Origin of the sequence: Parasphingorhabdus sp. (assembly GCF_048269865.1) — a bacterium.
Classification (GTDB): Bacteria; Pseudomonadota; Alphaproteobacteria; order Sphingomonadales; family Sphingomonadaceae; genus Parasphingorhabdus.
In genome coordinates, this window is the sequence record NZ_JBLWUA010000009.1 from 127,832 (window position 1) to 152,855 (window position 25,024).

The 25,024-nt window shown below is 57.6% G+C and carries 23 protein-coding genes; 7 read left to right on the forward strand and 16 right to left on the reverse strand.

Annotated elements, in window-relative coordinates; translation table 11 throughout:
• Window positions 1-56 precede the first annotated feature (56 nt).
• On the reverse strand, window positions 57-572 hold the full coding sequence (locus tag ACN0WW_RS13310) for a YybH family protein (RefSeq protein ID WP_417613296.1): 516 nt from the start codon (window positions 570-572) through the stop codon (window positions 57-59).
• Window positions 573-617: 45 nt separating this feature from the next.
• Here ACN0WW_RS13310 and ACN0WW_RS13315 point away from each other — a divergent pair, with 45 nt between their 5' ends.
• From ACN0WW_RS13315 to ACN0WW_RS13325, 3 genes are read left to right on the forward strand one after another with little or no spacing between them, the layout of a single operon-like run.
• Window positions 618-869, forward strand: coding sequence for a hypothetical protein (locus ACN0WW_RS13315; RefSeq protein ID WP_417613298.1), 252 nt, complete (start codon window positions 618-620; stop codon window positions 867-869).
• 10 nt (window positions 870-879) lie between these two features.
• Window positions 880-2,394 (forward strand): APC family permease, encoded by a 1,515-nt coding sequence (locus tag ACN0WW_RS13320; RefSeq protein WP_417613300.1) that lies wholly within the window; start codon window positions 880-882, stop codon window positions 2,392-2,394.
• Complete coding sequence (locus ACN0WW_RS13325) at window positions 2,391-3,920, forward strand: aldehyde dehydrogenase family protein (protein WP_417613302.1); 1,530 nt, start codon at window positions 2,391-2,393, stop codon at window positions 3,918-3,920. Before ACN0WW_RS13320 ends, ACN0WW_RS13325 begins: the two co-directional genes overlap by 4 nt.
• Here ACN0WW_RS13325 and ACN0WW_RS13330 read toward each other — a convergent pair whose 3' ends face one another.
• The 4 genes from ACN0WW_RS13330 to ACN0WW_RS13345 are packed head-to-tail and all read right to left on the reverse strand — an operon-like array spanning window position 3,921 to window position 7,779.
• Complete coding sequence (locus tag ACN0WW_RS13330; RefSeq protein WP_417613304.1) at window positions 3,921-4,787, reverse strand: DMT family transporter; 867 nt, start codon at window positions 4,785-4,787, stop codon at window positions 3,921-3,923. It abuts the gene before it with no gap.
• Between the two features lie 41 nt (window positions 4,788-4,828).
• Window positions 4,829-6,121: an NAD(P)/FAD-dependent oxidoreductase gene (locus ACN0WW_RS13335; RefSeq protein ID WP_417613306.1), complete on the reverse strand. Its 1,293-nt coding sequence runs from the start codon at window positions 6,119-6,121 to the stop codon at window positions 4,829-4,831.
• 52 nt (window positions 6,122-6,173) lie between these two features.
• Window positions 6,174-6,596 (reverse strand): Rid family hydrolase, encoded by a 423-nt coding sequence (locus tag ACN0WW_RS13340; protein WP_417613308.1) that lies wholly within the window; start codon window positions 6,594-6,596, stop codon window positions 6,174-6,176.
• 43 nt (window positions 6,597-6,639) lie between these two features.
• Entirely contained in the window at window positions 6,640-7,779 is a 1,140-nt protein-coding gene (locus ACN0WW_RS13345; RefSeq protein WP_417613413.1) for a tyramine oxidase subunit B, read from the reverse strand.
• Window positions 7,780-8,019: 240 nt separating this feature from the next.
• Between ACN0WW_RS13345 and ACN0WW_RS13350 the strand changes: the two genes are divergently transcribed.
• Window positions 8,020-9,090 (forward strand): AraC family transcriptional regulator ligand-binding domain-containing protein, encoded by a 1,071-nt coding sequence (locus ACN0WW_RS13350; protein WP_417613310.1) that lies wholly within the window; start codon window positions 8,020-8,022, stop codon window positions 9,088-9,090.
• A gap of 31 nt (window positions 9,091-9,121) precedes the next feature.
• Here the strand turns inward: ACN0WW_RS13350 and ACN0WW_RS13355 are convergent, their stop codons facing one another.
• The 4 genes from ACN0WW_RS13355 to ACN0WW_RS13370 all read right to left on the reverse strand — a co-directional run bounded on the left by ACN0WW_RS13355 (window position 9,122) and on the right by ACN0WW_RS13370 (window position 13,918).
• A complete protein-coding gene (locus tag ACN0WW_RS13355; protein WP_417613414.1) occupies window positions 9,122-10,606 on the reverse strand; it encodes an alpha/beta hydrolase domain-containing protein in 1,485 nt (494 codons plus the stop codon).
• 61 nt (window positions 10,607-10,667) lie between these two features.
• Entirely contained in the window at window positions 10,668-11,174 is a 507-nt protein-coding gene (locus tag ACN0WW_RS13360; RefSeq protein WP_417613312.1) for a DUF6644 family protein, read from the reverse strand.
• Window positions 11,175-11,227: 53 nt separating this feature from the next.
• Entirely contained in the window at window positions 11,228-11,713 is a 486-nt protein-coding gene (locus ACN0WW_RS13365; protein ID WP_417613314.1) for a DUF6644 family protein, read from the reverse strand.
• 243 nt (window positions 11,714-11,956) lie between these two features.
• On the reverse strand, window positions 11,957-13,918 hold the full coding sequence (locus tag ACN0WW_RS13370) for a TonB-dependent receptor (protein WP_417613316.1): 1,962 nt from the start codon (window positions 13,916-13,918) through the stop codon (window positions 11,957-11,959).
• 407 nt (window positions 13,919-14,325) lie between these two features.
• Between ACN0WW_RS13370 and ACN0WW_RS13375 the strand changes: the two genes are divergently transcribed.
• The 3 genes from ACN0WW_RS13375 to ACN0WW_RS13385 are packed head-to-tail and all read left to right on the forward strand — an operon-like array spanning window position 14,326 to window position 16,114.
• Complete coding sequence (locus tag ACN0WW_RS13375) at window positions 14,326-14,811, forward strand: hypothetical protein (RefSeq protein ID WP_417613318.1); 486 nt, start codon at window positions 14,326-14,328, stop codon at window positions 14,809-14,811.
• On the forward strand, window positions 14,808-15,500 hold the full coding sequence (locus ACN0WW_RS13380; RefSeq protein ID WP_417613320.1) for a HupE/UreJ family protein: 693 nt from the start codon (window positions 14,808-14,810) through the stop codon (window positions 15,498-15,500). The genes ACN0WW_RS13375 and ACN0WW_RS13380 overlap by 4 nt, the downstream gene beginning before the upstream one ends.
• Window positions 15,497-16,114 carry a hypothetical protein gene (locus ACN0WW_RS13385; protein ID WP_417613322.1) on the forward strand — a complete coding sequence of 206 codons (618 nt, stop codon included), beginning with the start codon at window positions 15,497-15,499 and terminating at the stop codon, window positions 16,112-16,114. Before ACN0WW_RS13380 ends, ACN0WW_RS13385 begins: the two co-directional genes overlap by 4 nt.
• A 99-nt stretch (window positions 16,115-16,213) precedes the next feature.
• On the opposite strand, the gene ACN0WW_RS13390 is transcribed toward ACN0WW_RS13385, so the two are convergent.
• The 7 genes from ACN0WW_RS13390 to ACN0WW_RS13420 all read right to left on the reverse strand — a co-directional run bounded on the left by ACN0WW_RS13390 (window position 16,214) and on the right by ACN0WW_RS13420 (window position 25,012).
• On the reverse strand, window positions 16,214-18,472 hold the full coding sequence (locus ACN0WW_RS13390; RefSeq protein ID WP_417613324.1) for a TonB-dependent receptor: 2,259 nt from the start codon (window positions 18,470-18,472) through the stop codon (window positions 16,214-16,216).
• Window positions 18,473-18,519: 47 nt separating this feature from the next.
• A complete protein-coding gene (locus ACN0WW_RS13395; RefSeq protein ID WP_417613326.1) occupies window positions 18,520-19,854 on the reverse strand; it encodes a PepSY-associated TM helix domain-containing protein in 1,335 nt (444 codons plus the stop codon).
• Between the two features lie 315 nt (window positions 19,855-20,169).
• Window positions 20,170-20,583, reverse strand: coding sequence for a carboxymuconolactone decarboxylase family protein (locus tag ACN0WW_RS13400; RefSeq protein ID WP_417613328.1), 414 nt, complete (start codon window positions 20,581-20,583; stop codon window positions 20,170-20,172).
• Window positions 20,584-20,587: 4 nt separating this feature from the next.
• The gene (locus ACN0WW_RS13405; protein ID WP_417613330.1) at window positions 20,588-22,021 is read right to left on the reverse strand and encodes an NAD-dependent succinate-semialdehyde dehydrogenase; all 1,434 of its coding nucleotides are present in this window, start codon (window positions 22,019-22,021) and stop codon (window positions 20,588-20,590) included.
• Between the two features lie 30 nt (window positions 22,022-22,051).
• Complete coding sequence (locus ACN0WW_RS13410; protein ID WP_417613332.1) at window positions 22,052-22,624, reverse strand: cytochrome b; 573 nt, start codon at window positions 22,622-22,624, stop codon at window positions 22,052-22,054.
• 16 nt (window positions 22,625-22,640) lie between these two features.
• A complete protein-coding gene (locus ACN0WW_RS13415; protein ID WP_417613334.1) occupies window positions 22,641-23,426 on the reverse strand; it encodes an SDR family NAD(P)-dependent oxidoreductase in 786 nt (261 codons plus the stop codon).
• On the reverse strand, window positions 23,423-25,012 hold the full coding sequence (locus tag ACN0WW_RS13420; protein WP_417613336.1) for an acetolactate synthase large subunit: 1,590 nt from the start codon (window positions 25,010-25,012) through the stop codon (window positions 23,423-23,425). The genes ACN0WW_RS13415 and ACN0WW_RS13420 overlap by 4 nt, the downstream gene beginning before the upstream one ends.
• Window positions 25,013-25,024: the final 12 nt, after the last annotated feature.

A 25,024-nucleotide genomic window follows, 5' to 3' on the forward strand; every position in this document is an offset into this window, starting at 1 on the left:
CTAGTCGCGCAAGCAGCGGAGCGGGGCTTTCCGCCGCTTGCGCTAGTCAAGTTAGCTCAATAATCGAAATCAAACTTCGGCCGCGACCAGGACCACCCGGTAATTTTCCAGCCATCTTCCTGCTTCTGCAGTGCAACCGTGAACATGGCACCGATCTCCGCTCCCTTTTTGCCCTCTACCGTGTAGCGATAATCCGCCTTGACAACGACATAGGCGCTGTCGCCGGTCACATCGACGCGTTCTGGTTGCCGCAGCGTGTTGAACCCTGCTGTGAGCCCGTTCGCCTTGTTGAATGCTGCAAGTTCCTCGACCCACCGCGCACATGTATCCTTGCCGTGCCACTGATAGGGTGGGAATTCGTCAACGATCGATGATTCCTTTGCACAGGCAGCGATCACATTGGGAATGTCGCCTTTGTTCAGACTGTCGACATATTGATGAACGGTCTTCATGACCTCGGCCTGTTCGGACACAAGCTGTTCTTCCTGGGAGGGGAGCGGCCCGTTACCCATGAGCAATACAGGGGCGACCGCCAGCAAGCTTGCCGCGACATAAGTTCCAAGCTTTTTCATATTTAAAAATTCCTGTTCCGGTTTGGTAAGATAGGAAACTGCACATTGTCCGATTTCGCAATGATGGTTGACGGTGACTTAAATCTTCATCCGAAAGCCGCTCAACATCGAGAGAACGTCGGCATCCTTACCTTTCTTTTTTTGCAGCTGCCCGATGCCAATGCAAGGAAGAGCGGCCGGATCCACCCCGTCTGGCCGAAAATACAAATTATGATGCTACAAGTGCAATACCGCCTGACGAAGATATTGCCATTGGTTATCATTCAGAATCCATTGCCGATGGACACAGGAGGATAGCGCCGATCTCATGACCACTTCTCGACAAGAAAATATATCGGTCAGCAGTTCGCTTCGCCGCACCCTCGGCACCGGCGATATCATCTTCATGATCCTGGCCTGTGCTGCGCCGATGGGGGTTCTCGCTGGCATCATTCCCCTCGCGCTGGCGTTCGGGAATGGCGCGGGCATGCCGGGAACACAGCTTCTGGTCTGCGCGGTCATGATGTTGTTTGCCATGGGTTATGTGCGGATGACTCCGCATGTGCGCAATGCCGGGGCATTTTATGCCTATATCGCGCTCAGCCTCAACAAGGAGGCAGGGATTGCCGCCGCATATGTCGCGGTCACCGCCTATATTTGCGCTGCGGCCTCCGTGCTGGGAGCGATGGCATTTTTCTCGTCCGACCTGCTCCACAGTCTCTTCGGTGTATCGACACGATGGGAAATCTGGGCTGGCCTCAGTATCGCCATTATCTCGTGGCTCGGCTACCATAAGATAACCATGGCCGCGAAGGTTCTGACCATCGCCCTGTTGCTAGAGGTCGGCCTTATCCTGTTGATTGACGTGCTCATTCTCTACAAGGTTGGGTTATCGGGTCTAGATTTTACCAGCTTCACACCCGGCACGATCTTCGCGCCCGGTCTCGGTATCGCGCTGATCTATGCCATTAACGGCTGCATTGGTTTCGAAGCATCCGCCATTTACCAAGAAGAGGCTCGCGATCCGCAGCGCACAATTCCGCGCGCGACCTATGGCGCAGTAATGGTTCTGGGTACGTTTTATGTCCTTTCCTCATGGTGCCTCGTACTGGCGATTTCTCCGGACAAGGTTCAGGAAGTCGCCGCCGCCGACCCTGGACGCTTGATGACCGGGATTGCGGCAGAATATCTTGGCGTCCTTGGCCGGGATGTATTCAGCCTCCTGACCGTGACCAGTCTCTTTGCCGCCACCCTTGGCTTTTTCAACAATATTGCGCGTTACCTGTACGCGCTTTCCCGCGACGGTCTGATCCCGAAACCCCTGGGCCGCATCCACCCTGTTCACGGGTCGCCCTATATCGCATGCCTTCTGCTTACGGTGGTACTGACGGTCGTGGTTGGCGCTTTTGCCCTAGCCGGACTGGATCCCTTGCTCAGCCTCGCGACCAGCCTGTCTTCAATGGGTGCGGTCGGCCTCGAAATTCTGATTACGGCGACTTCGCTGTCGATTCCGCTGTTCTTCGCCCGGCGCGGGGAATTTTCGTTCGGCAAGACGGTCGCCCCGCTGGTGGGTGGTCTGATCATCGCAGTGATCACCTATCTTTCGCTGGACAATTATTCAGCGCTGACCGGGACCGATCTTGCGATTGTGAACCGGCTTCCGTTTCTTTTCCTGGGGCTTGTAACGATTGGCCTGCTGCACGGCCTCTACCTGCGCAAATATCATCCCGAAATCCACGCCCGCGTCGGATCGACCCATGTCGAGGGTGATGTACCCGCCTCGGATACAGGCGCGAGCGAACCGATTTCGCACGGTGCCAAAACAACAGAGAAACACGCATGACCATGGCCGAAAATATGACAACGCACAGCCGCGCCGCATCCTCGGTGAAATTGCCCAGCGGAAAACTGCTGATCAATGGTGAGCTCGTCGAGCCGCTTGGTTCGGCGACCATGATCGACGCGATCGATCCCGCCACTGGACGGACCATCATGTCCTTTCCCGCATGCGGTTCCGACGATATTGATCGTGCGGTCAAGGCCGCGCGCGCCTGTTTCGAAAGCCGCTCCTGGCAAATGATGCGTCCGCTCGACCGGGGACGCCTGCTGGAAAAACTCGCCCTGCTGGTCGAAGAGCACCGTGACGAACTGGCGGCGCTCGAAGCGCTGGACAGCGGCAAACTGCTTGCGGTCACCAGCGCTATCGACCTGCAGTTCACGATTGACGGGCTTCGCTATTTCGGTGGCTGGGCTTCTAAGATCAACGGCGAATATCTTACCCATAACCCGCTCGTCCCCGAGGATGCAATCTATCGCGCCTATACTCAGCGTCGCCCGGTTGGCGTAATCGGCGGCATTACGCCATGGAACTTCCCCATCGGACAGGCCATCCAGAAGCTTGCCCCGGCGATTGCTTTTGGCTGCACCGTTGTTCTCAAGCCCTCGGAAGAATCCTCTCTCACCACATTGCGGCTTGGCGAACTGATTGCCGAGGCAGGCTTTCCCGCAGGAGCCGTCAACATTATCACAGGCTATGGTGCCGAGGCCGGATCGGCACTGGTCGATCACCCGCAGGTCAGCAAAATTGCCTTCACCGGATCAACTGCGACCGGTCAGCGCATCCTTGCTGCCTCTGCCGCCACCATGAAGCGGGTCACGCTGGAACTGGGTGGTAAATCGCCCGCGATCGTTCTGGCCGATGCCGACCTCGAACGCGCTATTCCCGGAGCGGCCGCCGCAATTTTCTCCAATTCGGGTCAGATTTGCACCGCCGGCTCGCGGCTCCTCGTCGAAGCGCCGGTCTATGATCAGGTGATGGAGGGCATTTGCCGGATCGCTGACGATTTACAGCTGGGATCACAATTTGATTCCGCCACACAGATTGGTCCCCTGATCTCCAGCCGCCAGCGCGATCGCGTTAGCTCGCTGGTCGAGACCGGCAAGAAGGAAGGCGCAACCGCGCTGTCTGGCGGCGTATCCGGCGACGGCGATGGCTGGTTCTATCGACCGACTGTGCTGGCCGATGTCAGCCGTGAAATGACGGTGATGCGCGAAGAAATCTTTGGACCAGTCGTCTGCGCGATGCGGGTAGAAGATCCAGCCGATTTCGTATCGCTGGCGAATGATACTCCGTTCGGCTTGGCGGCGAGCATCTGGACCAGCAATCTCGATCGCGCGCATATTCTGGCCGAACGGATCGACGCTGGCACGGTGTGGCTCAACACCCATAATATACTCGACCTTGCCATGCCCTTCGGGGGCAGCAAGATGTCCGGTCTGGGCCGGGAATTCGGTACCGAGGCGGTGCATGCCTATACAGAACCTAAGGCCGTTTGCATGCGGCTCGAAGGAGCCGACGCATTCGGCTGATCAGAGGCTGGCGAGCCGAGCGGCCGCGCTTTTGGCAGCGCGCTCGGCCATCACGACACCGACCAACGCAAGCAGGCCGCCAAATATCAGCGGGAACGTAAGCGGCTCGCCCAACATTAGGATAGCCAGAGCGGCTGTAACCAGCGGCAGCAGGTTGAAGAAAATGGACGCCCTTGCAGAGCCGATCCGGGCAATGCCGCCCATCCAAAGCAGCGGTGCCGCCACAGAACCGAGCGCGCCGGCGTAGGCGATCAACGGCAGTGCCTCCGGTTCCATCGCTGCATGGGGTGCCAAGAGGATCACCGGGAGCAACGCAACGACCGCCGTGCACGATTGCACGAACAACGATATGCTCAGCGGGAGCAAACTGCGCCACCGGGCGAGCAGGACGCTATACAATGCAAAGCAAACGGTCGCCACCAGCATCATCAGATCACCCTTGTTTGGTGGATGGGAAACCAGCAGATCAAAGCTCCCCTGGCAAACTACGATGACGACTCCAAGCAGGGATATCAGGGTGCCAGCGACACTCCCGACGCTGATCGCGAAGCCAAAGAGGACGCCGGACAAGCCGATCGCGATAAGCGGCATGAGCGTCTGGATGATGCCAATGTTGGTGGCCGTGGTATGCCCTGCGGCCACATACATCAGATAGGGAAACAACGCACAGCCGAGCAAACCGAGTATAATCATCCGGGGCAGTTGAGGTTTCAGCTCTGCCCGGTGGCGGAGAATCGGGCCCGCAGCGAACGGAGCGAGCAGCAATGCCGCAACCAGCCACCGGAAGAAGGTCACGTCGGCCGGACTGATCACGGCGGCCGACAGTTTGGCCACAACCACGTTGCCGCCCCATAGAATGACGGCCATAAGGGGCAGCGAGGAGTCCGCCCATGCCGATTTTGCCAGCGTCAGAAACGGTCCAGCCGATAGGGCGTGGGATCTATGGCCGGCTTGTTCCCCATCAGCATGTCCGCCACCAGCGCCCCTGCGGCCGGTCCGGTGCCAAATCCATGTCCGGAAAACCCCGTCGCCAGTGTGAGATTGGGCAGTCTGTTGACTTTGCCGATAACCGGCATGGAATCCGGCGTTACGTCGATCATGCCGCCCCATTGCTGAGCAATTTTGGCTTTGGCGAACTCCGGCCAGGCTGCGATCAAATTGCGCATCGCCTCATCATTCAGCGACTGGTTGACGGACGGGTCCATGGTCCGCACCTTTTCAAATGGTGATATCTGCCCCGACTTCCAGCGGCGCTGCAACGCCAGATCATCAAGAAATTCCCGCCCCAATGACACGCGCAGATTATGCCATTGCGCCATCAATGTCGGCAGATATTTCAGACCGATTACCAGATGATCGAGCGTCAGTGGTGCAAAAAGTGCCCCGCGCTGGGTAATGGTGTAGCCGCCATCGAGCCGCTTGCGGAATGAAAAATCGGCGCCACCGACTGCGCAGTCAGTGGGGCCTTCCATAGGTTCGGTCCGCAGAACCGCAGCGACCAGTGGCAGGGTAAGCAACCGCACACCATGGTTGGCCAGAAATCGGCGCGACCAGACACCGCCCGCAAGCACCACCTGTTCGCAACTGATTTCGCCTTGCTCGGTCACGACCCCGCTGACCGAGCCCCTGGTGGTCACTAGATTACGAACCGCGCAGTTTTCCACGATCACCGCGCCCTTCCCCATTGCAGCCTTCGCGATCGCGCTGCATGCCATGGTCGGTTCGGCCCGGCCGTCTGAGGGCGTATGGATTCCGCCGACCCAGCTGCCGGTGCTGCCGGGGACCATGTCTGCAATCTGGCCGGGCGTCAAAAGCCGCGAATCAAGGCCGGATCCCTTGACCGAGTCCAGCCATGTTTCATAAACGGCCTGCTCCTTCTCCGTGCGCGAGACATAGGCGATTCCTGCCTGGCGGAAACCACAGTCGTCTCCTACCCGGGCGGGCATTTCGGCCCACAGCCGTTCGGCCAGTTGCGCCATCGGCAGATCGACCGGCGGACGCATCACCTTGCGTACCCAACCGAGATTGCGCGAAGATTGCTCGCCGGCAAGCCGCCCCTTCTCAATCACGACCACCGGCACACCCTGCTCGGCGAGGCACAGAGCAGTCGACAGTCCCACAATCCCCGCCCCGATTACCACCACCGTGGTCTTCTTGGGCAGAGTGCCGGAGGTTTCGACGGGAACGATTTGCGGTGCCATCAATGAAATCCTTGAAAAGGGAAAACAGGCGCGGCTTTCGCCGCGCCCAATATCAGAGCGAGATATGTAATTCCTTGACCTCTGCCTGTGAAACGCCGCGTATCGCGACCACATCAATTTCGACCTTATACTGGGTCGATCCCAACGGCGGACAGGTCATGGTCAGCGTCGGATTTATGCCGCGCATCCGATGGCCGTAGGCGGTCATCACCGTTTCGACATCTTCCGGAAACTGCACAAACACGCGAGCGGACACGACATCCCCCAAGCCCGCATCGACCGACTTCAAGGCAGAGGCAAGATTGTCGAGAACCTGGTTGGTCTGCTCGGTCAGGTCTTCAGGGATCAGTTTGGTAGCCGGATTGCGCCCCGCGGTGTTCGACACAAAAATCATATTGTCGACGGCGACGACGCGCGAATAGGAACCATGTTCTTCAAATTTGTTGCCGGTTTTGACCTTGATAACTTGGGGCATAAATCTCTCTTTTCGGATAAAGGAAGGGATAGAGGAAGAGCGCCTATTTCAGGGCGGGCTCCTCCCACAGGTTGAGTTTGACACCGATGCCGTTGGCAATCGCGTTACGGTAAACCATCGTTCCCCAGGCGACGTCCTCGACGGCCATGCCGCCCACCGAAAGGATGATGATCTCTTCGTCATTGCGGCGACCAGGCACGTCACCCGAGACAATAGCGCTCAGATCTTCCAGCGCGCCGCGCGCGAGCTTGCCCTCTTCGATCAGATCAAAATATTTCACCCCGACGGCCGGGATATGGATGTGCCGCGGTGCGGGCAGTTCTTCGAGATAGGCTTCGTAGAGCCCGCTAAAATCCAGGATCTTGCGGACATCGCTACCGGTCATGCCTTCGTCGATGTTGCAGGGCGCGGGCATCGACAGAAATGTTCCCGGCCGCACCCATTCCCGGTATATCGTGGGATATTGTGAGGGGTCGCCGGTCGCGACGGAGGCACAGAAAGTGACGATATCGGAATCGCGGACTACTTCTTCATCTGTATCGACCACACGCACATTTTGTATCTGGGGATAGTTTTCGGCTACCCATGCCGTAAATGCGTCCAGATTGGCCTTGCCCCTGCCCTTGATCTTGACGGTATCGATCATGGGACACGTGGCCATGAAAGCCGCAAGCGACGTGCGCGCCATGACGCCGGGGCCGACAATGCCGACGACGCGCGAATCCTTGCGCGCAAGGTGGCGCGCGCCCACACCCGGTATCGCGCCCGTGCGATAGGCCGACAACAGATTGGCAGACATCAGGGCCAAAGGCGCGCCCGTATCGGCATCGTTGAGCATGAACGTCAGGATGGAGCGCGGCAGTCCCCTGTCCCGGTTATCGACGTTGGAACCGTACCATTTCATTCCTGCGGTGCGGAACGAGCCGCCCAGATATGCTGGCATCGCCATGAAGCGCCGGTCCGTCGTGTTCTTCGGCATCTCCGGAAAAGGAGACTCGTCAGGAAACATGACGACCGCTCCGTGGGAATTGTTATTCCCGCCGGCCATCCGGTAATCGCCGATGTGGAGCAGATGAAACATCTCTTCCATCGCATCGACGCACTTCGCCATATCCGTGACACCGGCGCGGATCATGTCCGGTTCGGACAAGTACAAAAAATCGATCTTTGGCAGATCCGGCAAGACAGTGGATTGACCTTTGTCATTTACGGACAGCTTGGACGCTTTCTCCTGCCGTCGTTCGCCATCCAAATTGCCGTTCGATTCCACCACACATACACCTCAAAATAAGTTCAACGCCGCATTTCTCGAGCATCAGCGCGGGAAAACGGGCAAAGGTGAGATTTCGGCTATCAGGGCGAGGATGTATATTGCAGCTAGGGATTGACCTTTTGCATAATCGGCCATATCTTTTTTCCGGTCATGTCCGAACCTAGCTCCGATTTATCGTCGCGCGATGCTGCAAAGGGCAACCTGGGAACGATCAGGCTATTGTTTCTCGGTGCCTTGATCGATGCCCTCGCCGACGTCGGAAAGCGGATCGATCCGCTTTTGCGCGAATATGGCATGTTCCGCTCGCAAATGGACACTCCCTATGAATTCGTCCCGCTGCATCGCTATGTTGCACTGGTTGAAGCAGCGGCGGAAAAATTCGACCGCCCCTATCTGGGCCTTGAAATGGGAGCGAGTTTTGGGCTTGCGGAGATGGGTCCCTTATATGCGCTGCTCCGCGCATCTGGCAACTTAAGAGGGGCACTGAACTATCTCGTTCTGTTTCAGTCCCGTCTGCAGACCCGCACCCTTTTCGACAGCAAAATCGAACAGCAGACAACCACCTATTTCTACCGGATCGAGGATGAACGCATCTGGCCGCGGACGCAGGACTCGGAGTTTGCAATGAGCGGATATGCCACGCTGATCAGGCAGCTGATTTCGGCGAGATGGGCTCCAGTTTCGGTTCATTTTGAACATTCGATTAGCGGACGCGAAGAACGTCTGGCGCAATATTTTCGCGCACCCGTGCTTGGCAATCAGTTGAACAACGCACTGGTGATCCGGAACGAGGATCTCGACAGAAGCCTAGCCAGTACCCTGCCTTCCGAAGATCTGAAATTGCGCAGGATTTTGGAATGGCACCTGCTCGACCTGATGGGACCCGGAGCCACGCCAAGCGAGAGCTTCGTATCGCTGACAAGAGATATCATCGGCCGATGGCTGGGGCGCACCCATATAGATTGCGCGTCGGTGGCGGCGGAACTCAAACTGTCGGACCGGTCGCTGAGGCGGCGCCTGACCGACGAAGGGACCTCATTTCGCGAACTTCTGCAGGAAGCCCGCAAAGAACGCGCCAAGACAATATTGTCCAAACCGGGAATGTCGCTCGCGGTCGCGGCCGAGCAGCTCGGCTACTCCGATACGGCCGCCTTTTCACGGGCATTCAAGGAATGGACAGGCGTTTCACCGGGGCGGTTTCCACATACGGCCGAGGATTGAGAACTCCTGCCGCTGACGAAGCTGATGAGCCTCAGAAGTCAGACTGTTTCGCAATCGGTTGTACTTTGTCCGCGTCCGCCTCCAGCAAATATCCTTGCTTGATTGCCGTGCGCTTCGCGGCCTCGAACTTTTTCACATAACCGCGGTAAGAGCCGTACAACTTCCTCAGTTGGTCGGCTGGTAAGGCAAGCTTGGTATCATAGACCAAACCGCAATTCGTTTCCTGTTCGGTCAGATATGTCGCGGAGGGCACCATTATCCAGGGCGGACGAACGCCGCCAACCATATTGCGGCCTGCCGCATCCCTGACCACAGCATCTCCGTCCCGAACGACACGCAGTGCCTTCGGCATGGGCTCGCCGGTGCGAACCCACTTGTCCATCGCGTCCAGCAGCGCGGCGGCAACCACTTCCACCGGTTCGTCGTAAAGGGTCTGGCATAGTGGGTCATCGCCCTTGCCGACCTCGTCAGCAAGAAATTCGCGGTGTCGGGTCCCCAGATCAGCCATGCGTATATGAGGCATGCCGGTCACTTCATAATAGCGCAGCATCGGGTAGTCTGTGTCTGACGGCAGCTCGACCTCCTCCAATACATCATGCATCAGTTCGGATTGGCTATAGATCGTCACAAAAGGCACATCGACAGGCATTTTGCGAGGCACCCGGACGACATCGCCGCCCACTTCCCCAAAGGCCATCTTCCCGGTCATATAAGCATCAATCAACGGCCTGCCATCAGGCATACGCCAGCTCTGGTGCCGCCCCTGGTCGAGATAGTCCATCCACACCTGCGCCGTCACCGCCCAGCTGTTTACATAAACCCGTTCGACCTGAACCCGGCCCATCGGGCCGTCAGGCAAATTGGACTTCAATAGCAGGGCAAGCTGCGCGCCGATGGCCTGAGATTGCGGCACGAAAGGATCAGGCGCACCGCCTCGCCTGAAGCGCTCAGGATCGTAGTAGGATCCCAGCGGTGCATAGCGGGCGTAGTCGAATTCACGCATGAAATCGAAGTTGACGATGCCAGTATAAAGCTGGTTAGGATCGGGTGCGTCGGCATCAGGCTCCGCTCCGTTGTCTCCAGGCGGAAATTTGGGATCGGCGGCTGGCTTGTTGACGTTGAGCGTGTAGCCGACATAGGCATAGCCGTTGCGCAACAAATAATCGCGCGTGAGAATCCAGCCTGCCCCCCGTTCACCAAACCAGCTAAAAGGTTCGATCAACACGGTACCGTTAAACTTGCTGGGATCGGCTGGACGACGCACAAGGATTCTCGTGATATAGGGAGCATCGAAAAGCACATCACCCTTGGCGGTAATCGCCGGACCAATACCCGAGAGATAGAATTCCTCTTCCACATATCCAGCCTCGGCAAGATCGCTATATTCGGTCCCACTCCGGTTCGCCGACGACAAGGGTGGCTGGGACGTCGCCGGTACCGGAAGTGCAACCGGAAGGCTGGGAAATTGCGCTGCAGCTGGAACGATATGCCCTGCAAGCAGTGCCGCCGCGACAATGGTCCGCCCGAATGACGTTTTGCGCATATCCCCTCCCCCCAGTCACTAGTTGATTAAATGATCAGAAGAACAGCGTCTCCAGCGTGAACCCGATCCAGCGACCGAGGAATATCACGGTCACCCAGAGGATGAACGACAAAGCGCCGGATACCCGCGCTGCGGTCGGAGGCGGCATATCTTCGTCCCACTCGGCGATTCTGCGATAGGTCGTGCTGTGGAACCAGACCATGTTGAGCCCCGCCAACGCGATAAACACCAGCTTCAGCAGGAACTGGGTATTGTTGGCATAGGATACGGGGTTCGACATGAACATCAGCAATCCGGTAATCGCCACAATCACAAAGGCGACCCAGGTATAAGGCAATAGTTCGGAGGTTAGTCGCTTGGCGCTGGGACGATGCGCGGCCACTCCAAATAGCCTGAGATCAACGATCAAAATCGTGCCAAACACGATTGCGATTCCCAGCACATGAAGCGATTCCAGGATTGGAAAGGCATTGACGTTTTCGCGAATGGTCGAGGATATCGACATATCATTTATCTGTTGCAGAACTGATTCAAGACTCATGATGAAAAATTCCGTTAATTCGAGGAAAGCGACACAGGTCGCGGACATGGCGATCAGGTGTAAGCGATGAACCGACCGCAGAAAATGATGGCACACCAGATCAGGATCATCAGCCAGGCGAGCGCCTTCGACGCCTCGGGAGGATCTTCTCCTTCGGTTACGCCGTCGTTTTGAACAAGCGACTTGCGGGCCTTCAGAGTGACAAGGCTAGCTCCCGCCACCAACGCCATCTTCGTCCAGAATATGGTGTTGCCCAAGGTCCGCGCCGGTTCAGCCACCACCAGTATCAGGCCGGTCAATAGCAGGACGATCAATGCTACTTTCATCCAGGGCAAGTAGCGGCGAAGCAGGCCCGCTACCGGTCGGTCGGCGGCAAGAACTCCCGCAAAGCGAAGCTCAGTCAGAAGTGCCGATCCGATTACGACGGCAATCGCCAGGATGTGGACCGTCTGGATGTTCGGTATGATCCAGGTGATTTGTCGCAACTCGGTTGAAACCGGCGTGGCATAAAGCCATTCACCAAATGTGGATAAAGACATTGTTATTCCCCCTCTTAATGAATTTCCCCTTTTTGTTGAAAGGGTCGCCAATCGGACATTTCCTATCGGCATTTGTTGCCCAGACCCTACAGTTCGAAAGGCCCATTCCTAGTAGTGAAACGGTACGAAACCGGTACAACTCTCCGTTTCGCGATGCTTTTCGTACGGCATGCACCGGCGGATATTTTGGATAAAGTCGTTCTGGAACAGGGTGTTGCGCGCGAGCTTGCTCCATGGAATGCGTCAAAAGCTGCGCTTTACGCCAAATCTTACCTGTCTCGGTTCGGTAATCTTGCTATTATAACCTTCGACGCCGCCAGCCGGCTCTCCTGGTAACCGTGTCGCATAGAAATAATCCACATCGTGGCCTTTGCTATCCAATATATTGAGCAGCTCGATTGAAAATGCCCACTTGCGTGGCGTGTAGGCAGCGCGAGCATTGACCAATGTGGTAGCACTGCCCTTGGCACTATAGTCCTCGTTCAACGGATGAGGACCGAGATGGCGAACGCGCAGCGAGGCATTGAAACGGTCAAAGCGGGTGGCGATGCCCAGCTCCCCCGAATTTCTCAGAGCACCCGGGATATAATTGGCGCCAGCTGGCAAATCGGCGTAGCGACTTTTTGCTGCTGTCCAGACCGCATCGACCGTCAACCAGTCGCTGAGCTTCCACCATGCTGTCAGTTCGTAACCCTGGCGACGCCCGGCACCGCTGGGTTCCACCGCTCCGGAATCGCCGACATAGATCAGCTCGCTGTCAATCCGGCTCCACCAGTAATTCCCGGTGACGACAAGCCGGCCGCGTTCGAACCGGACCCCCAGTTCACGAAAATTACCCTTGACCAGACCGGGTGCCGCGTCGGTCGGAGCCGTGACTCCTCTGGCATCGTTGCTGTGAAAACCCTGGCCATAATTCCCATAGAGAGCCAGTCCGTCAGTGACTTCGACATTAGCACCGATACGCGGCGAAAAAATGCTGTCCTTGACCACCCCGCCCCAAGCGTCACCCGCCAAAGGCTTCGTTTCAAAACGATAGAAATCACCACGCAGGCCGCCGGTGATCATGACTGCAGATGCCGGTCGCCATCGCAGTTCGGAATAGACTGCAGCGGAATCTTCCCGCACGGAAAACCTGCTGCGGGTAAAATCGACGACGCCCTTGACGCTGTGGTCCAGTCCGACTTGGGAAATATCATCTACCCGTCCTTCGGTTCCGATCGTCATGCGCAGGTCTTCGCCTAGCCTGAAGCCTTTCTCTACCCTGCCGCCATAGCCCGACATTTTCTCATATTGTCGCAACTGGTCACCATTCACCGGATCCTCAAGAAAATAGGTGAAGTTGGAAAACAGGCTCCAGTCATAATGCTGCGCCCAAAGAGTGAGCCGCCAATCTTCCGCTCCGTCGATATTGAGCGTGAGTACGTGCCGGTCGGTCCTCCCGGTCAGGGACGGATCAAGCGTGCCATAGGCATTCTCAAGCAATGTCCCGATCGCACGTTCTGGAATTTGTTCCGTTGGGTTCCACCGCGCGCTATAAAGGCTCCCGCTCAGACTTATTCTGCCAAGCGGCACATCGATGGCATATTTGACCAGTCCGGAATAGCTCTCCAAATCCTCTGCCAACGCCCACGGTCCGTCATTATATTTGGCCTGGCCGATGAACATTAGATCGCCGCCGGCCAAGGATGTCGAACCACCCGCCACCAGCCGCCGATAGTCATAGCTGCCAATCTCAAGCGAGACGAACGGTTCAAGCTTGTCCTTGGTCGTGATGCGTGACGAAGCAACAAACCCAAAGTCGCCGTCCTCTGCCCGATAGGGCCCTTTGCGATATTCGATCCGCTTAACCGATTCAGGAATCAGGCCGCCAACATCGAGATAGCCCTGGCCATGTCCATGAGTCCGCAGATTCATCGGCATACCGTCTATGCTGAGCGAAAAATCGGTGCCGTGGTCAAGGTTAAACCCCCGCAGAAAATATTGGTTCGCTTTGCCACCTCCGGAATGTTGCGTGGCGATCAGACCCGGCACGGCTTCCAGCAGTTCCGCCGGGCGCAGCAGCGGCCGGTCGGCCAGATCACTGCCTGTCACAGCCCCTTCGCTTGCGGCAACAGCAGACCCGATGCGATGTTCACCGCGGGCCGTTACAATAATCAGTGGCTCATCTGCGATGCCAAGGTCTTCGGCGGCAGCCGGCGCCGCCATTGCCCCACCCAACAGTCCGCACGGGAGCCATAGCAGCTTGGCATTCCGGCGCTGGCCTGTTTCTTTTGGTTTCCTGATGCAAAATATCCTACCCGCCATGACCATCCCTCTCTCGTTGTTGTGACAAGACGGTGGCACGCTGGGCATCGGGGGCAAGTTACGAACGGTTCGCAAAATGACCCGGAGAGGCCAAACACTCTATCATCATCAAATCGGGAAGGTCGGTTTGCCGCGGTTAACTCTGCGGTATTATCCAATGTCATTCATCATTTATGATCTGTAACATTGCTGTAACCTATCCGTTACCACGATTATGTTTCAGCCAGACCACAAGAATGACAAACTGGTTGCACCCAGCCCGTTACAATGTCTTTCGGGCGAACATATTGGAGGAAAAGAGGATGCGGATGCACTGGAAACTCGGAAGCGTGATGATATTTTGCCTCGCCAGTTGTAGTGTGAGCGGAGAAGGCGACGCGCCTCAAACCTCTACCAAAGCGATGATGGCAGATGATGTCCAGCCAACCGCCGAGGTTTACTGGAATGCGGTCCAATATATCAGCGATGAAAATGGTTCGCGGGAAATCGTCCCGGAAACCGAAGCGGAATGGCAGCGCACCGAGCAGGCCGCCCAGCAGCTGAAGAAGCTGGGAGAAGATCTGAAACGTGCGGAATATGCGGCCAACAAGGGTACCGACTGGAAAGATTTTGCGCAGGGTCTAGTCGATGCGGCCGGTCAGGCCGAGCAAGCGGCCAAGGCCCAAAGCCCCGACAAGGTGCTCCAAGCGGGTGGTACTCTTTATAATGTCTGCAGCGCGTGCCACGAAGTCTATATGCCGGCCCCGAGTGGTCTGTCTCCCGCGGACGAGAGCAAGCCGCAAACATCCGAATGAAGCCAGCCACCCGCCTCGCCTGGTTTACCACGACATCGCTGATGGTTTTGCTGTGGTCGGGCGTGGCACTTGCTCATGATGTGGCGCAAGGAGACCGTGCGTTTGTCGAGTCAACTCAGGGCCCGGCCTTCTTTCCGTTTCTGTACCTCGGTGCAAAGCATATGGTCACCGGCTATGACCATATCCTGTTTTTGATCGGCGTCGTCATGTTCCTGCGCCGCACCCGCGATGTGGTGCTCTATGTCTCGATGTTTACGATCGGACATTCGCTGACCTTGCTGCTGGGTGTTCTTTTCAAAACCGGTGCCAACAGTCATCTGGTCGATGCGATCATCGGACTGTCAATCGTCTACAAGGGTGCTGAGAATCTTGGTTGGCTGAAACAGATCGGCTGGTCGGTCGACACACGCCTGGCGGTGCTGATATTTGGCCTTTGCCACGGCCTGGGTCTCGCCACCAAGCTGATGAGTCTCTCGATCTCACCTGATGGCCTCATCTTTAATCTGCTCAGTTTCAATCTCGGCGTGGAGCTGGGCCAGATACTCGTTTTGCTTTTCGTCGTCAGCCTGCTGAACGCTTGGCGGACTAGTCCAAATTTCGAAAAACGCGCAGCAGTTACCAACCGGCTTCTGGTCGGTGCGGGTTCGCTCATTATCATCAATCAGGCAGGGGAGTATTTTGCAACATGAATGACCACCAACCGGTAAGCGGCAAAAAGCACCGCAATACCATCATTCTCGCATCCTGCGCGGTTGTCGCGCTGGGTGCCATTGGCGTCCTGTTCGTGCTCCCGGCAGAAACCGGGATCGATCCCACCGGCTTTGGCGAGACGAGCGGCCTGACTCAAATTGCCAATCCTGCCGCCAGAAAGTTTCTGGAACGGGGCCTGAAGCGGGAGGGTGTGTTCACGCCCTCCGCTAGCCCACTCGCGCCCGAGCCAGGGGTGAGCGATCACTGGACGTACGTGCTCCATCCCTACGAAGAAATCGAACTGAAATATGTCCTCGACAAGGGGGCACCGATCACCTTCGCGTGGAGCGCTGACGGACCATTGGATTACGACATGCATGCCCATCCGTTCGAGGGGGGCGAGGAACTGACGGAAAGCTATGCCATCGACAAGGCTGACCACCAGAGTGGCCGCTATGTGGCAGCGTTTGCGGGAATTCATGGGTGGCACTGGCAGAACCGTAGTATGACGCCAGTCCAGTTGACCCTCGATGCATCGGGCAAAATCAGCGGTTCAAAAATGCTGGATGGCCCATCCCAACAGGATCGCGCGCTTACTCCCAAGGAGAATTAGCCCCTACTCGGTGCCAGCGCCTGCAGTCATACGCGCCGGGAAAAGTCGAGCCGCCGCGGATCATATCCGCGGCGGCTTATTTTGTGAGAGGCTTTCGCCCTAGAAGTCGTATCCCAGATTGAGACCAACTGTGCGGGGCTGAGCATAGTTGAACCAGTTCGCATTGAAGGTACTCTGGTTGTAGAAACCGCCACCGATAACGCCATGCTTGTTCGTCAGATTCTGCACAAAGACGTTGAGATTCCAGCTGTCGAAATCGAGCCCGGCGTGAATGTCGAACTGGACATAGCCGGGATAGCTGGCACGCAACGGCGCATCAGCGAGAGAAGGCACGAATTCGCCCTTTCGCTCCCCAACATAGGTTGCCGATGCCCCGAACGAGGCTGTAATATCGCCATCGGATACAGGCGCCTCATAATCAAACGAGAAACGGCCTGAATTCTTGCTGGAGAAAGGCAGCCGGTCACTCTCGGCCGCATAGACCGCGCCGGATGCAAAGCTTTCGCGCAGCGTGGCGTCGACATAGGCCCACCATGCTTTGACCGACAGACCGTCGACCGGCCTGGCTTCGAGTGCAATTTCAAAACCCCGGCTGCGCGCCTTGCCTGCATTGCTGTTGAAGGTGAACGTGCCAAGCGAAGACACCTGGGTAATCTGGATGTCAGTCCAGTCGATATTGAACAGCGATACGTCATAGGACAGGGCGCGATCCAGCAGATCGCCCTTGGCACCAATCTCGTAGTTCACCGTCTTGTCGGGTTTGAACTGACAGGGGACCGGCTCGGCAGGATCTTCGCTGCAGCCTGCATTGGGCCCACCCGGCCGATAACCAGTCGCAAGACGCCCATAGATCATGTGGTCGGGTGTGGGTTTGAAACGCGGCGTAATCTGATATGTAAAGGAACTGCCGTGGGCCTCGGGACTGGTCGTGCTGTAGAACGGATCGGCCGGATAGGGCGCGCCCTGAAACCATTCACGATGCGTCATTTCCTGATCATTCTCGCTGAAACGTCCGCCGAACTGGATATCGAACTGGTCCGAAAGCCGGGCAGTCAGATTGGCGAACGCCGCATATTCCTGATATTTGATATTATCGCGCCAGACCACGGGCACGCCGTAAACGTCACCATTGTCGGGATTGATGGCAAATGTGTCGATCGTGTAATTGCCCTTTTCATGCGTGTAGAACCCGCCGACGATCCAGTCGATATTGTCACCGAACGCACCGGTGAGCCGGGTTTCATGCGACACCTTGTCGACATCATAGGTCTGCAACAACACATTGCCGAATTCGGGGATTGTCGGCGGGAAGATGGCAGGAAACAGAAAAATCGTCAGCGGTGAGGCTGTGAAATCCTGATTGTCATAATTGGTGGAACGCGAGAAAGACGTGATCGATGTCAGGTCCACGCCGCCCAGATCGGCGTTGATCTCCGCCCGGTACATCTGCATGTCCGATTTGCTGCGGCCGGAGCCAATCTGATCGGTCTGCTGATAAAAGGAACCCGTCCGCGCATCCACATTGGAAGACCCGTAGATATCACGCACCTGATACATCGCTCCCAGAGTCAGGGAGAACATGTCTGAAGGTTCCCACAATGCCGTCAGGCGCCCGCCGGTCACGCGCGACGAATTGACATCATTTTCACCGGTCCGCACATTGTCGATATATCCGGGCTCCTTGCGGGTGTAGGCGCTGGCACGAACCGCCACGGTTTCCCCCAGCGGCACATTGATTGCGCCGCGAACATTATAGCCCAACGATTGGCCACCGCCGCGGATCATGTTCACGCCGCCGCCAATCGAACCGCCAAATTCGCTCAAATCCGGAGCGATCGTCACATATTTGACAAGCCCCCCCATGCTGCTGGCACCATAGAGCGTTCCTTGCGGCCCGCGCAGCACCTCAATCCGGGCGAGCTCGGATGGATCGATATCCGGAGCCGCTCCGTAGAGACCGCCCTGCCCGGTAGAAGAACCATAAGGCACACCGTCGATGGTGAAGCCGACCACTGGATTGCCGGTTACCGGACTGGTGGTGATCCCGCGGATCGCGAGCTGCGCCCGGTTGTTCTGAAACTGCAGGTTGACGCCGGGGACGCTGGCAAAGAAATCCTGCGCCTTGGTCTGGTTCTGTTCGAGCAGAGCATCACCCGAAACCGCTGTCAGCGGAACGGGCACATCTTTAAGCCGCTCCTCGCGTTTCTGGGCGGTGACGATGATTTCATTCGAGATGGCCTCGTCGCCGGTTTCGCTCTGGGCTTGTGCGGCAGTGGCCCCGAACGCCAGACAAAACAGTACGGATCCGGACAATGGAATGGCCGACAATCTGATCATTCTTCTTTTGGTATTATGCATAATATATTCTCCCTGATAAATATTTTGGCTGTCATTTCTGACCGCATTTAGCGGTTCTGATGACTTGTCCCTTCTGCAAATCTCGTTGTTAAATGGGCTTTTGGCGCCACGCGCTGTCGTGGTCGGCGGGCTTTGCGCCTGCGCCACCAGAGAAGGACCCCGGTTACGGATATACCGACAACCAGTATCCCGAAGGCAGACACGGCGATCTGCCACGCACGACCGCCAATCGCTGTCACGTGCAAGGCGATCAGCCAGTTTGTAATGGTATTGCCTGCTCGTTGTCCGGTCGGCAGTTGGAGCCCCAGAAACCGTCCATCGCGCGCATCTATCGCTATCGTCGCGGCGGTGGCGGGTGAATCGGTTTCGGTTGGATTGCCTTGCGCGTCCAGCAGATCGCGCGAGGTGTGCATCAGAAAGAAGTAAATGCCCAGATCGCGCCGATATTCGATCGCTGCGGGCTTACCCAAAGTGAAGCCTTCAGCCTGGGCCTGCTCCGCGAAATAGCGCTGTCCCAACTCAGCGGCTTTGAACCAGTCCACGGGCGGATTGAGCAATGGCTGTGCCAGAGGCGCGCGCGGAGGACTCTCCTGAAAATGCGCATATTCGGTAAATTTACTGATGAACCCGGCATAGGGGCCGCCCAGATTCAGGGCGAAGCCGGTGATCGCAAAAATCAGCAGCAGCGGCCACAGCCACAGCCCGGATGCGCGGTGCCAATCCAGGATCTGGCGGTTGGAGTTGGCACCGCGGCTGATTTTCCAGGACGTGGACCAGCGCTTGATAAACGGTCTGGGCGTCCGGCCGTTTCTGGCAGGCTTCGCCTTTGGCGGAAGCGTCAGATAAAAACCGGCGATGCATTCCACCGCCCAGACCAGGCCCAATGCGCCGATCAGCAATATGCCAATGCCAAGCGGGAATATCAGCGCATAGTGGAGATAATAGAGAAACGAAAACAGGCCTGCCGGCTTCAGGGTCGCTTCGCCAATTATTCGCTGGCCGAGACGTTCACCGGTATAGGGATTGGCAAAGACTTCATCATAATCGATCGGATAAGGCTTGCCGGTCGCCGCATCGATCGCCGGCATAATCCGGGAAAATAAAGACTGGCCGGGATGCTGTGGCAGTTGCAACGAGAAGACGTGCGCACGCGGGTCCTCTGTTTCGAGCCGCTCACGAATGACGAGAGCATCGTGCAGCGTCCACCCCCTGGCCTGAGGCTCCACAATCCGCATGTCGGCATTAAAGCTATTTTCAAAATCGTCATAAAAGGCGATGATACTACCCGTACCGGCGATGATGATCAGGAAAAAGGCAAGCAACAGCCCAAGGTACCGGTGGACCTTAACAACCCCGCTCTGCAATGCCGTTGGCCTGCTCAAACGCTTTCTCCAAGACGCAATTCACCGGGCAGCATATTGGGCGGTTGATTGGTATGATCCCGGTTTGTCCGCAGTAACGGAGCCAACTGGAGTATCAGCCTATCGGACCCACCTTTGATGCAGTTCCTTGTGACATATTTAAGTCAGCTGAGAATGACACATGCCGTGCCAGACAGAATTGCCTTGGTGGTCCGAAACATTGTAATTTCGGCCAGGCCTGCATAGGCGGATGGGAGATGTGAATGGTGAAGGCACGCACGGACACTAATTTTCCGGCGTTTTTTGTGATTTTTCAGCCAATTAGCGAGTCAGGGACTATACTGCCTTTTCGGCCAGATCAGCATCATATTCGGCGATCGCCTCGCGCGCGATACGGGTTGAGTCCATTCCTGCCGGAACGCCGCAGTAGATCGCGACCTGCAGCAGCGCCTCGCGGATTTCTTCGCGAGTCAGGCCATTGCGCAGCGCGGCCTTGACGTGCAATTTGAGTTCATGTGGCCGGTTCAAAGCGCTAATCATGCCGATGTTGAGCAAGCTGCGGTCCCGCCTGGACAAGCCTTCGCGCGACCAGACTTCGCCCCAGCAATAGCTGCTCGACAGCTCCTGCATGGGACGACTGAAATCGTCGGCCTGCTCCAGCGAACGGGCGACATATTCGGCCCCCAGAACTTCACTGCGAAGGGCCAGTCCTCTGGTCAGGCGGTCATCGTCGATATTCTCTTTCTTCATCAGCCTAGCTTTCCAGTCCGCCAATCAGACAATATTTGATATTCATATATTCGGCCAGGCCATGGCTTGAACCTTCGCGTCCGAAGCCCGATTCCTTGACGCCTCCGAACGGAGCGACCTCGGTTGAAATCATCCCGTCATTGACCCCGACCATGCCATATTCCAGCCCTTCCATGACACGCCACTGGCGGGTAAAATCGGCGGTATAGACATAAGCTGCCAGGCCAAAAGGCGTGTCGTTCGCGATCCGCATCGCCTCGCTTTCGTCAGTGAAGCGGATCACGGGTGCCACCGGCCCAAATATCTCTTCATGGGCGATTGCCATGTCAGTGGTGACGCCGGTCAAGACCAGCGGCGCGTGAAAGGCTCCCTGATCGGGGACCACCGGTGCCGTGCCAGCCCTCGATGCGCCTTGCGCTTCGGCCTGCTTGACCAGGTCAGCGACACGGCTCGCGTCCTTGTCGCTGATCAGGGGCCCCATACCGGAGGGGTTCTCCAGCCCATCGCCGACCTGCAATGCCGCAACGCGTGCCGTCAGGCGCTCGACGAAAGCGTCGTGAACCCCGGCCTGCACAAGAAACCGGTTTGCACAGACGCAGGTCTGCCCGGCATTGCGAAAGCGCGAAGCCATTGCGCCATCTACTGCACGGTCAATATCCGCATCGTCGAAGACGATGAACGGCGCGTTTCCGCCTAGTTCGAGGCTGAGCCGCTTCACCTGCCCCGCAGCTTTGGCCATAATCACCTTGCCGACTTCCGTCGATCCGGTGAAGCTGATCTTACGAACCATCGGATGAGTACAGAATACATCGCCCGCTTCGGACGAACGGACAGCTGGTGCTACGCGGAACAAATCCTTTGGGACCCCTGCCTGATGCGCGAGGTTCTCAAGGGCCAGCGCCGAAAGTGGGGTCAATGCGGCCGGCTTTACGACGATAGAACAGCCCGCCGCCAGCGCCGGGCCAACCTTTCGAGTGATCATCGCCAGCGGGAAATTCCACGGAGTGATCGCGGCACAGGTGCCAACCGGCTGGCGCAGCGTCACAATCCGCTTTCCTGCCGCATGGGGCGGAATCACCTCCCCGTAAGCGCGGGTGGCTTCTTCCGAAAACCATTCCACAAAGGCTGCGGCATATTTCACTTCGCCCCGCGCCTCATCCAGCGGCTTACCACTTTCAAGCGTCATCAGCCGGGCCAGCGCATCGGCCTCTATGCTCATCAAATTATACCATGCACGAAGCGTTTGACTGCGCTCCTTGGCGGTGCGGGCCGCCCATTCATGCCGCGCCACCTCGGCCCGGTCGATGATTCCGGTCAATTCCGCACCGTTATAGCTACGGATCGTCGCGACCTCACTGCCATCAGCAGGATTGGTCACCTCGAGCCCCACTGCGTCAAGATATTCGGGCCGCAACAATTGCATCGCCGGGTCTGTCATTATTTCAAAACTCCTGTGCTGTAGATCGGCCTAGAACATGCGGGGCAGCACGTCGGTTTCGCCCCCCCTGTCCTGCAGGCGATGCTTCAGCGCCCCTGCAACGTGCAAGGCAATCAGGCCGAGCAGCACATAGGCACTATATTTGTGCAGCGCATCGAACACTTCGAACGCCTTGTCGTTCTTGGGCAGCAATTCGGGCAGTTCGCCAAAGAAGAAAAATGGCACGCCGTCGCTCTGTGTGAAGCTGGAGGACATGCAGTAGCCCAATAGCGGGATAAGCACGGTCAAGGCCATGATCGAACGGTGCACCAGATGCGAGAGCGTTGTCTCCCAACCGGTCAGCCCCTGCGGGGTCGGTGGCAGAATCTGGCGATTGCGCCAGCGTATTGTGAGATGAACCAACGCGAGGAGCCAGACCAGAACGCCAAATTGCTTGTGGTTCGGATAGAACAGATCAAAGGTTGCCATCGGCGTCGTTTCGGGGAGGCTCGTCATATACCAGCCCGACCAGATCAGGCCCAGAATGATCACTGCCCTGACCCAGTGCAGCAGCCGCATGGATAGTGGATATTTGATTTTCTCGTCCCCAGAAACGCCGTTCATCGCCTACTCCCCTTCTTCAAAGAAACACACCGCGCGAATAGCCGCCATCGATCGTCAGCGACTGTCCCGTGATCGCGACATCTTCTGATTCGGCCAGATAGGCGATCATCCTGCCCACTTGACCGGTAGACAGCATCTTGCCGGAGGGAATCTCCGCAAGGAACTCCGCTTCGATCGTGGCCACATCGACACCACGATTCTCCGCCAGCTCGGCACAAAGCTCATCCAGATGCGGTGTCCGAACGATGCCGGGATGCACTGCGTTAACCGCGATCTGAAACGCCCCGAGCTGATCCGACAGCACTTTTGTCAGATGGGAGACAGCAGCATTGCGCAACCCGCTCAACGTGTCACTAGAACGTCCCGTAAGGCCGCCGATATTGATAATGTGGCCGCCTCCCTGGCGCTTCATTGCCGGCACAACGGCCTGAGCATAGCGCAGATAGCCGCCCACCTTCACATCGACGTCAGCGATCAGCGCATCGACATCGACCTCTTCGATCGCACCGCCGATGGGTGTGGAACTCGCCGCCGCGTTGACCAACACATCAATGCGGCCAAATTGGTCTATTACCTGCCCGACCAGCGAACTGACCGACAATGCGTTGCGAGCATCGGAGGGCAGCGTGACGACGGGTGCTTCAACAAGCAGCCGCAATATGGTCGCCGCAGCTTCCAGTCCGTCCTCGTTGCGCGCCGTCAGAACGATGGCAAATCCCGCTTTGGCTAGCTCCTCGGCAATGCCGGGAACCAACCCTCCGCTCCCGCCTGTCAGTACGGCAACGGGCAGGTCTGAGCTCATGGCAGCTCCGCCTGAATCAGCAACGGACCATCCAGCGTCAGGCCGTGCCCCAGAGCCGCAGCCAGTTCACCATTGGTGGTCGCGCGTACGGCCTCAACGCCGTACCCTTGCGCCAGCGCGACCCAATCCACCTTAGGATGGTCCAGCTTGGTCAGATTGGCGACCACTGCGTCGTCCAGCGGGACCTCCGCGCGGTTGAGTTCAGTCTGCAGGATTGCATAGCGATGATTTGCGGCAATGATGACGGTAATCTTCAGCCCCTCACGCGCCATCGTCCAAAGCGCCTGCAGCGTGTATTGCGCGCTTCCGTCGGACTGTAGCGCTACGATGCGCGCATCCGGCTGCGCCAGCGCAGCTCCAACGGCGCAGGGCAGGCCCTGACCGATCGCACCACCGGTGTTGGTCATGACACGGTGCCGGGGCGCCCGGTGCGCATTTTTCAGCCAAGGACCACCCATGCTGGAACCCTCCAGCGAGATGACCGCGTCCTGCGGCAACTGCACCAGCAGTTCCTCGACAATCGAGGCCGCCGTCAAGGCCGCGGCCGGTTCGGGTGAAGACGCCTGTACTGCCGGTGCGCATGCAGGTGCTTCGCCTCCGCCCAGTCGGGAGACCAGGGCGCGGAGTGCAGTGACTGCGTCCTCACCGGGTTCAGCGAGACGGACAAGCCGATCCTCGGGAACCAGCTGGCTCGGCCAGCCTTCATAACCGAAATAGCTGATCGGCATCCGCGCTCCGGCCAGAACGATACGGGCATCACCCATCTGCGCGATAACGTCGTCGGGGAAATAAGCCTGACGCTCAACCATCGGCAGGTCGCCGCCCAGCGTGACAATCGCCGGATATGGTTCCATCAGCAGCCGTCCGCCAAGGGCTGCCGCCAGCGAAGCGCCAGCTTGAATTCCGTCCTCGTTCAGGGCGTTTCCGCCGAGCAGTACGATCGTTTCGCCCGGTTCAGCCAGAACAGCGGCAGCGGACTGAACGACATTGTCAGGCACGGGCGCTGGACTATAAGCGGCAAGCTCTACCGGCTTTGCGTTTGCGGGAGCAGGCGCATCGACGACGTCCGTAGGGAAAATCAGTGTCGCTGCTCCGCCTTCGGCCTCGTTGGTCGCGGCAAAAGCCTGCCTTACCCCGTCGGCGATGGCTTCAGGCTTGTCCAGATAGATAACCTCCCGCGAAACCGGCTTGGCCAGCGAATTGATATCGGACGTCAAAGGTGCGTCATAGGCCAGATGCCATGTGGCATGATCGCCGATCAGGTTGACAATCCGCGAACCGGCCCGACGGGCATTGTGTAGATTTGCAATACCATTGGCAAAGCCCGGCCCCAGATGCAGTAATGTCAGGGGAACTTCTCCGGATACGCGGGCATAACCATCGGCGGCACCCGTGCAGACACCTTCGAACAGGCTGAGCACGCAGCGCAGCCGTCCGTCGCGGGCAAGCGCACTGACCAGACCCAATTCGGTGGTGCCGGGATTGGCGAAACAAATCCGCGCGCCACCATTATACAGGCTGTCGAGGAGCAAGTCCGCACCGAGCTTTCCGCTGGCCGATTCCACTGTTCCGTTTTGAGCATTCATAATATTTTCTTT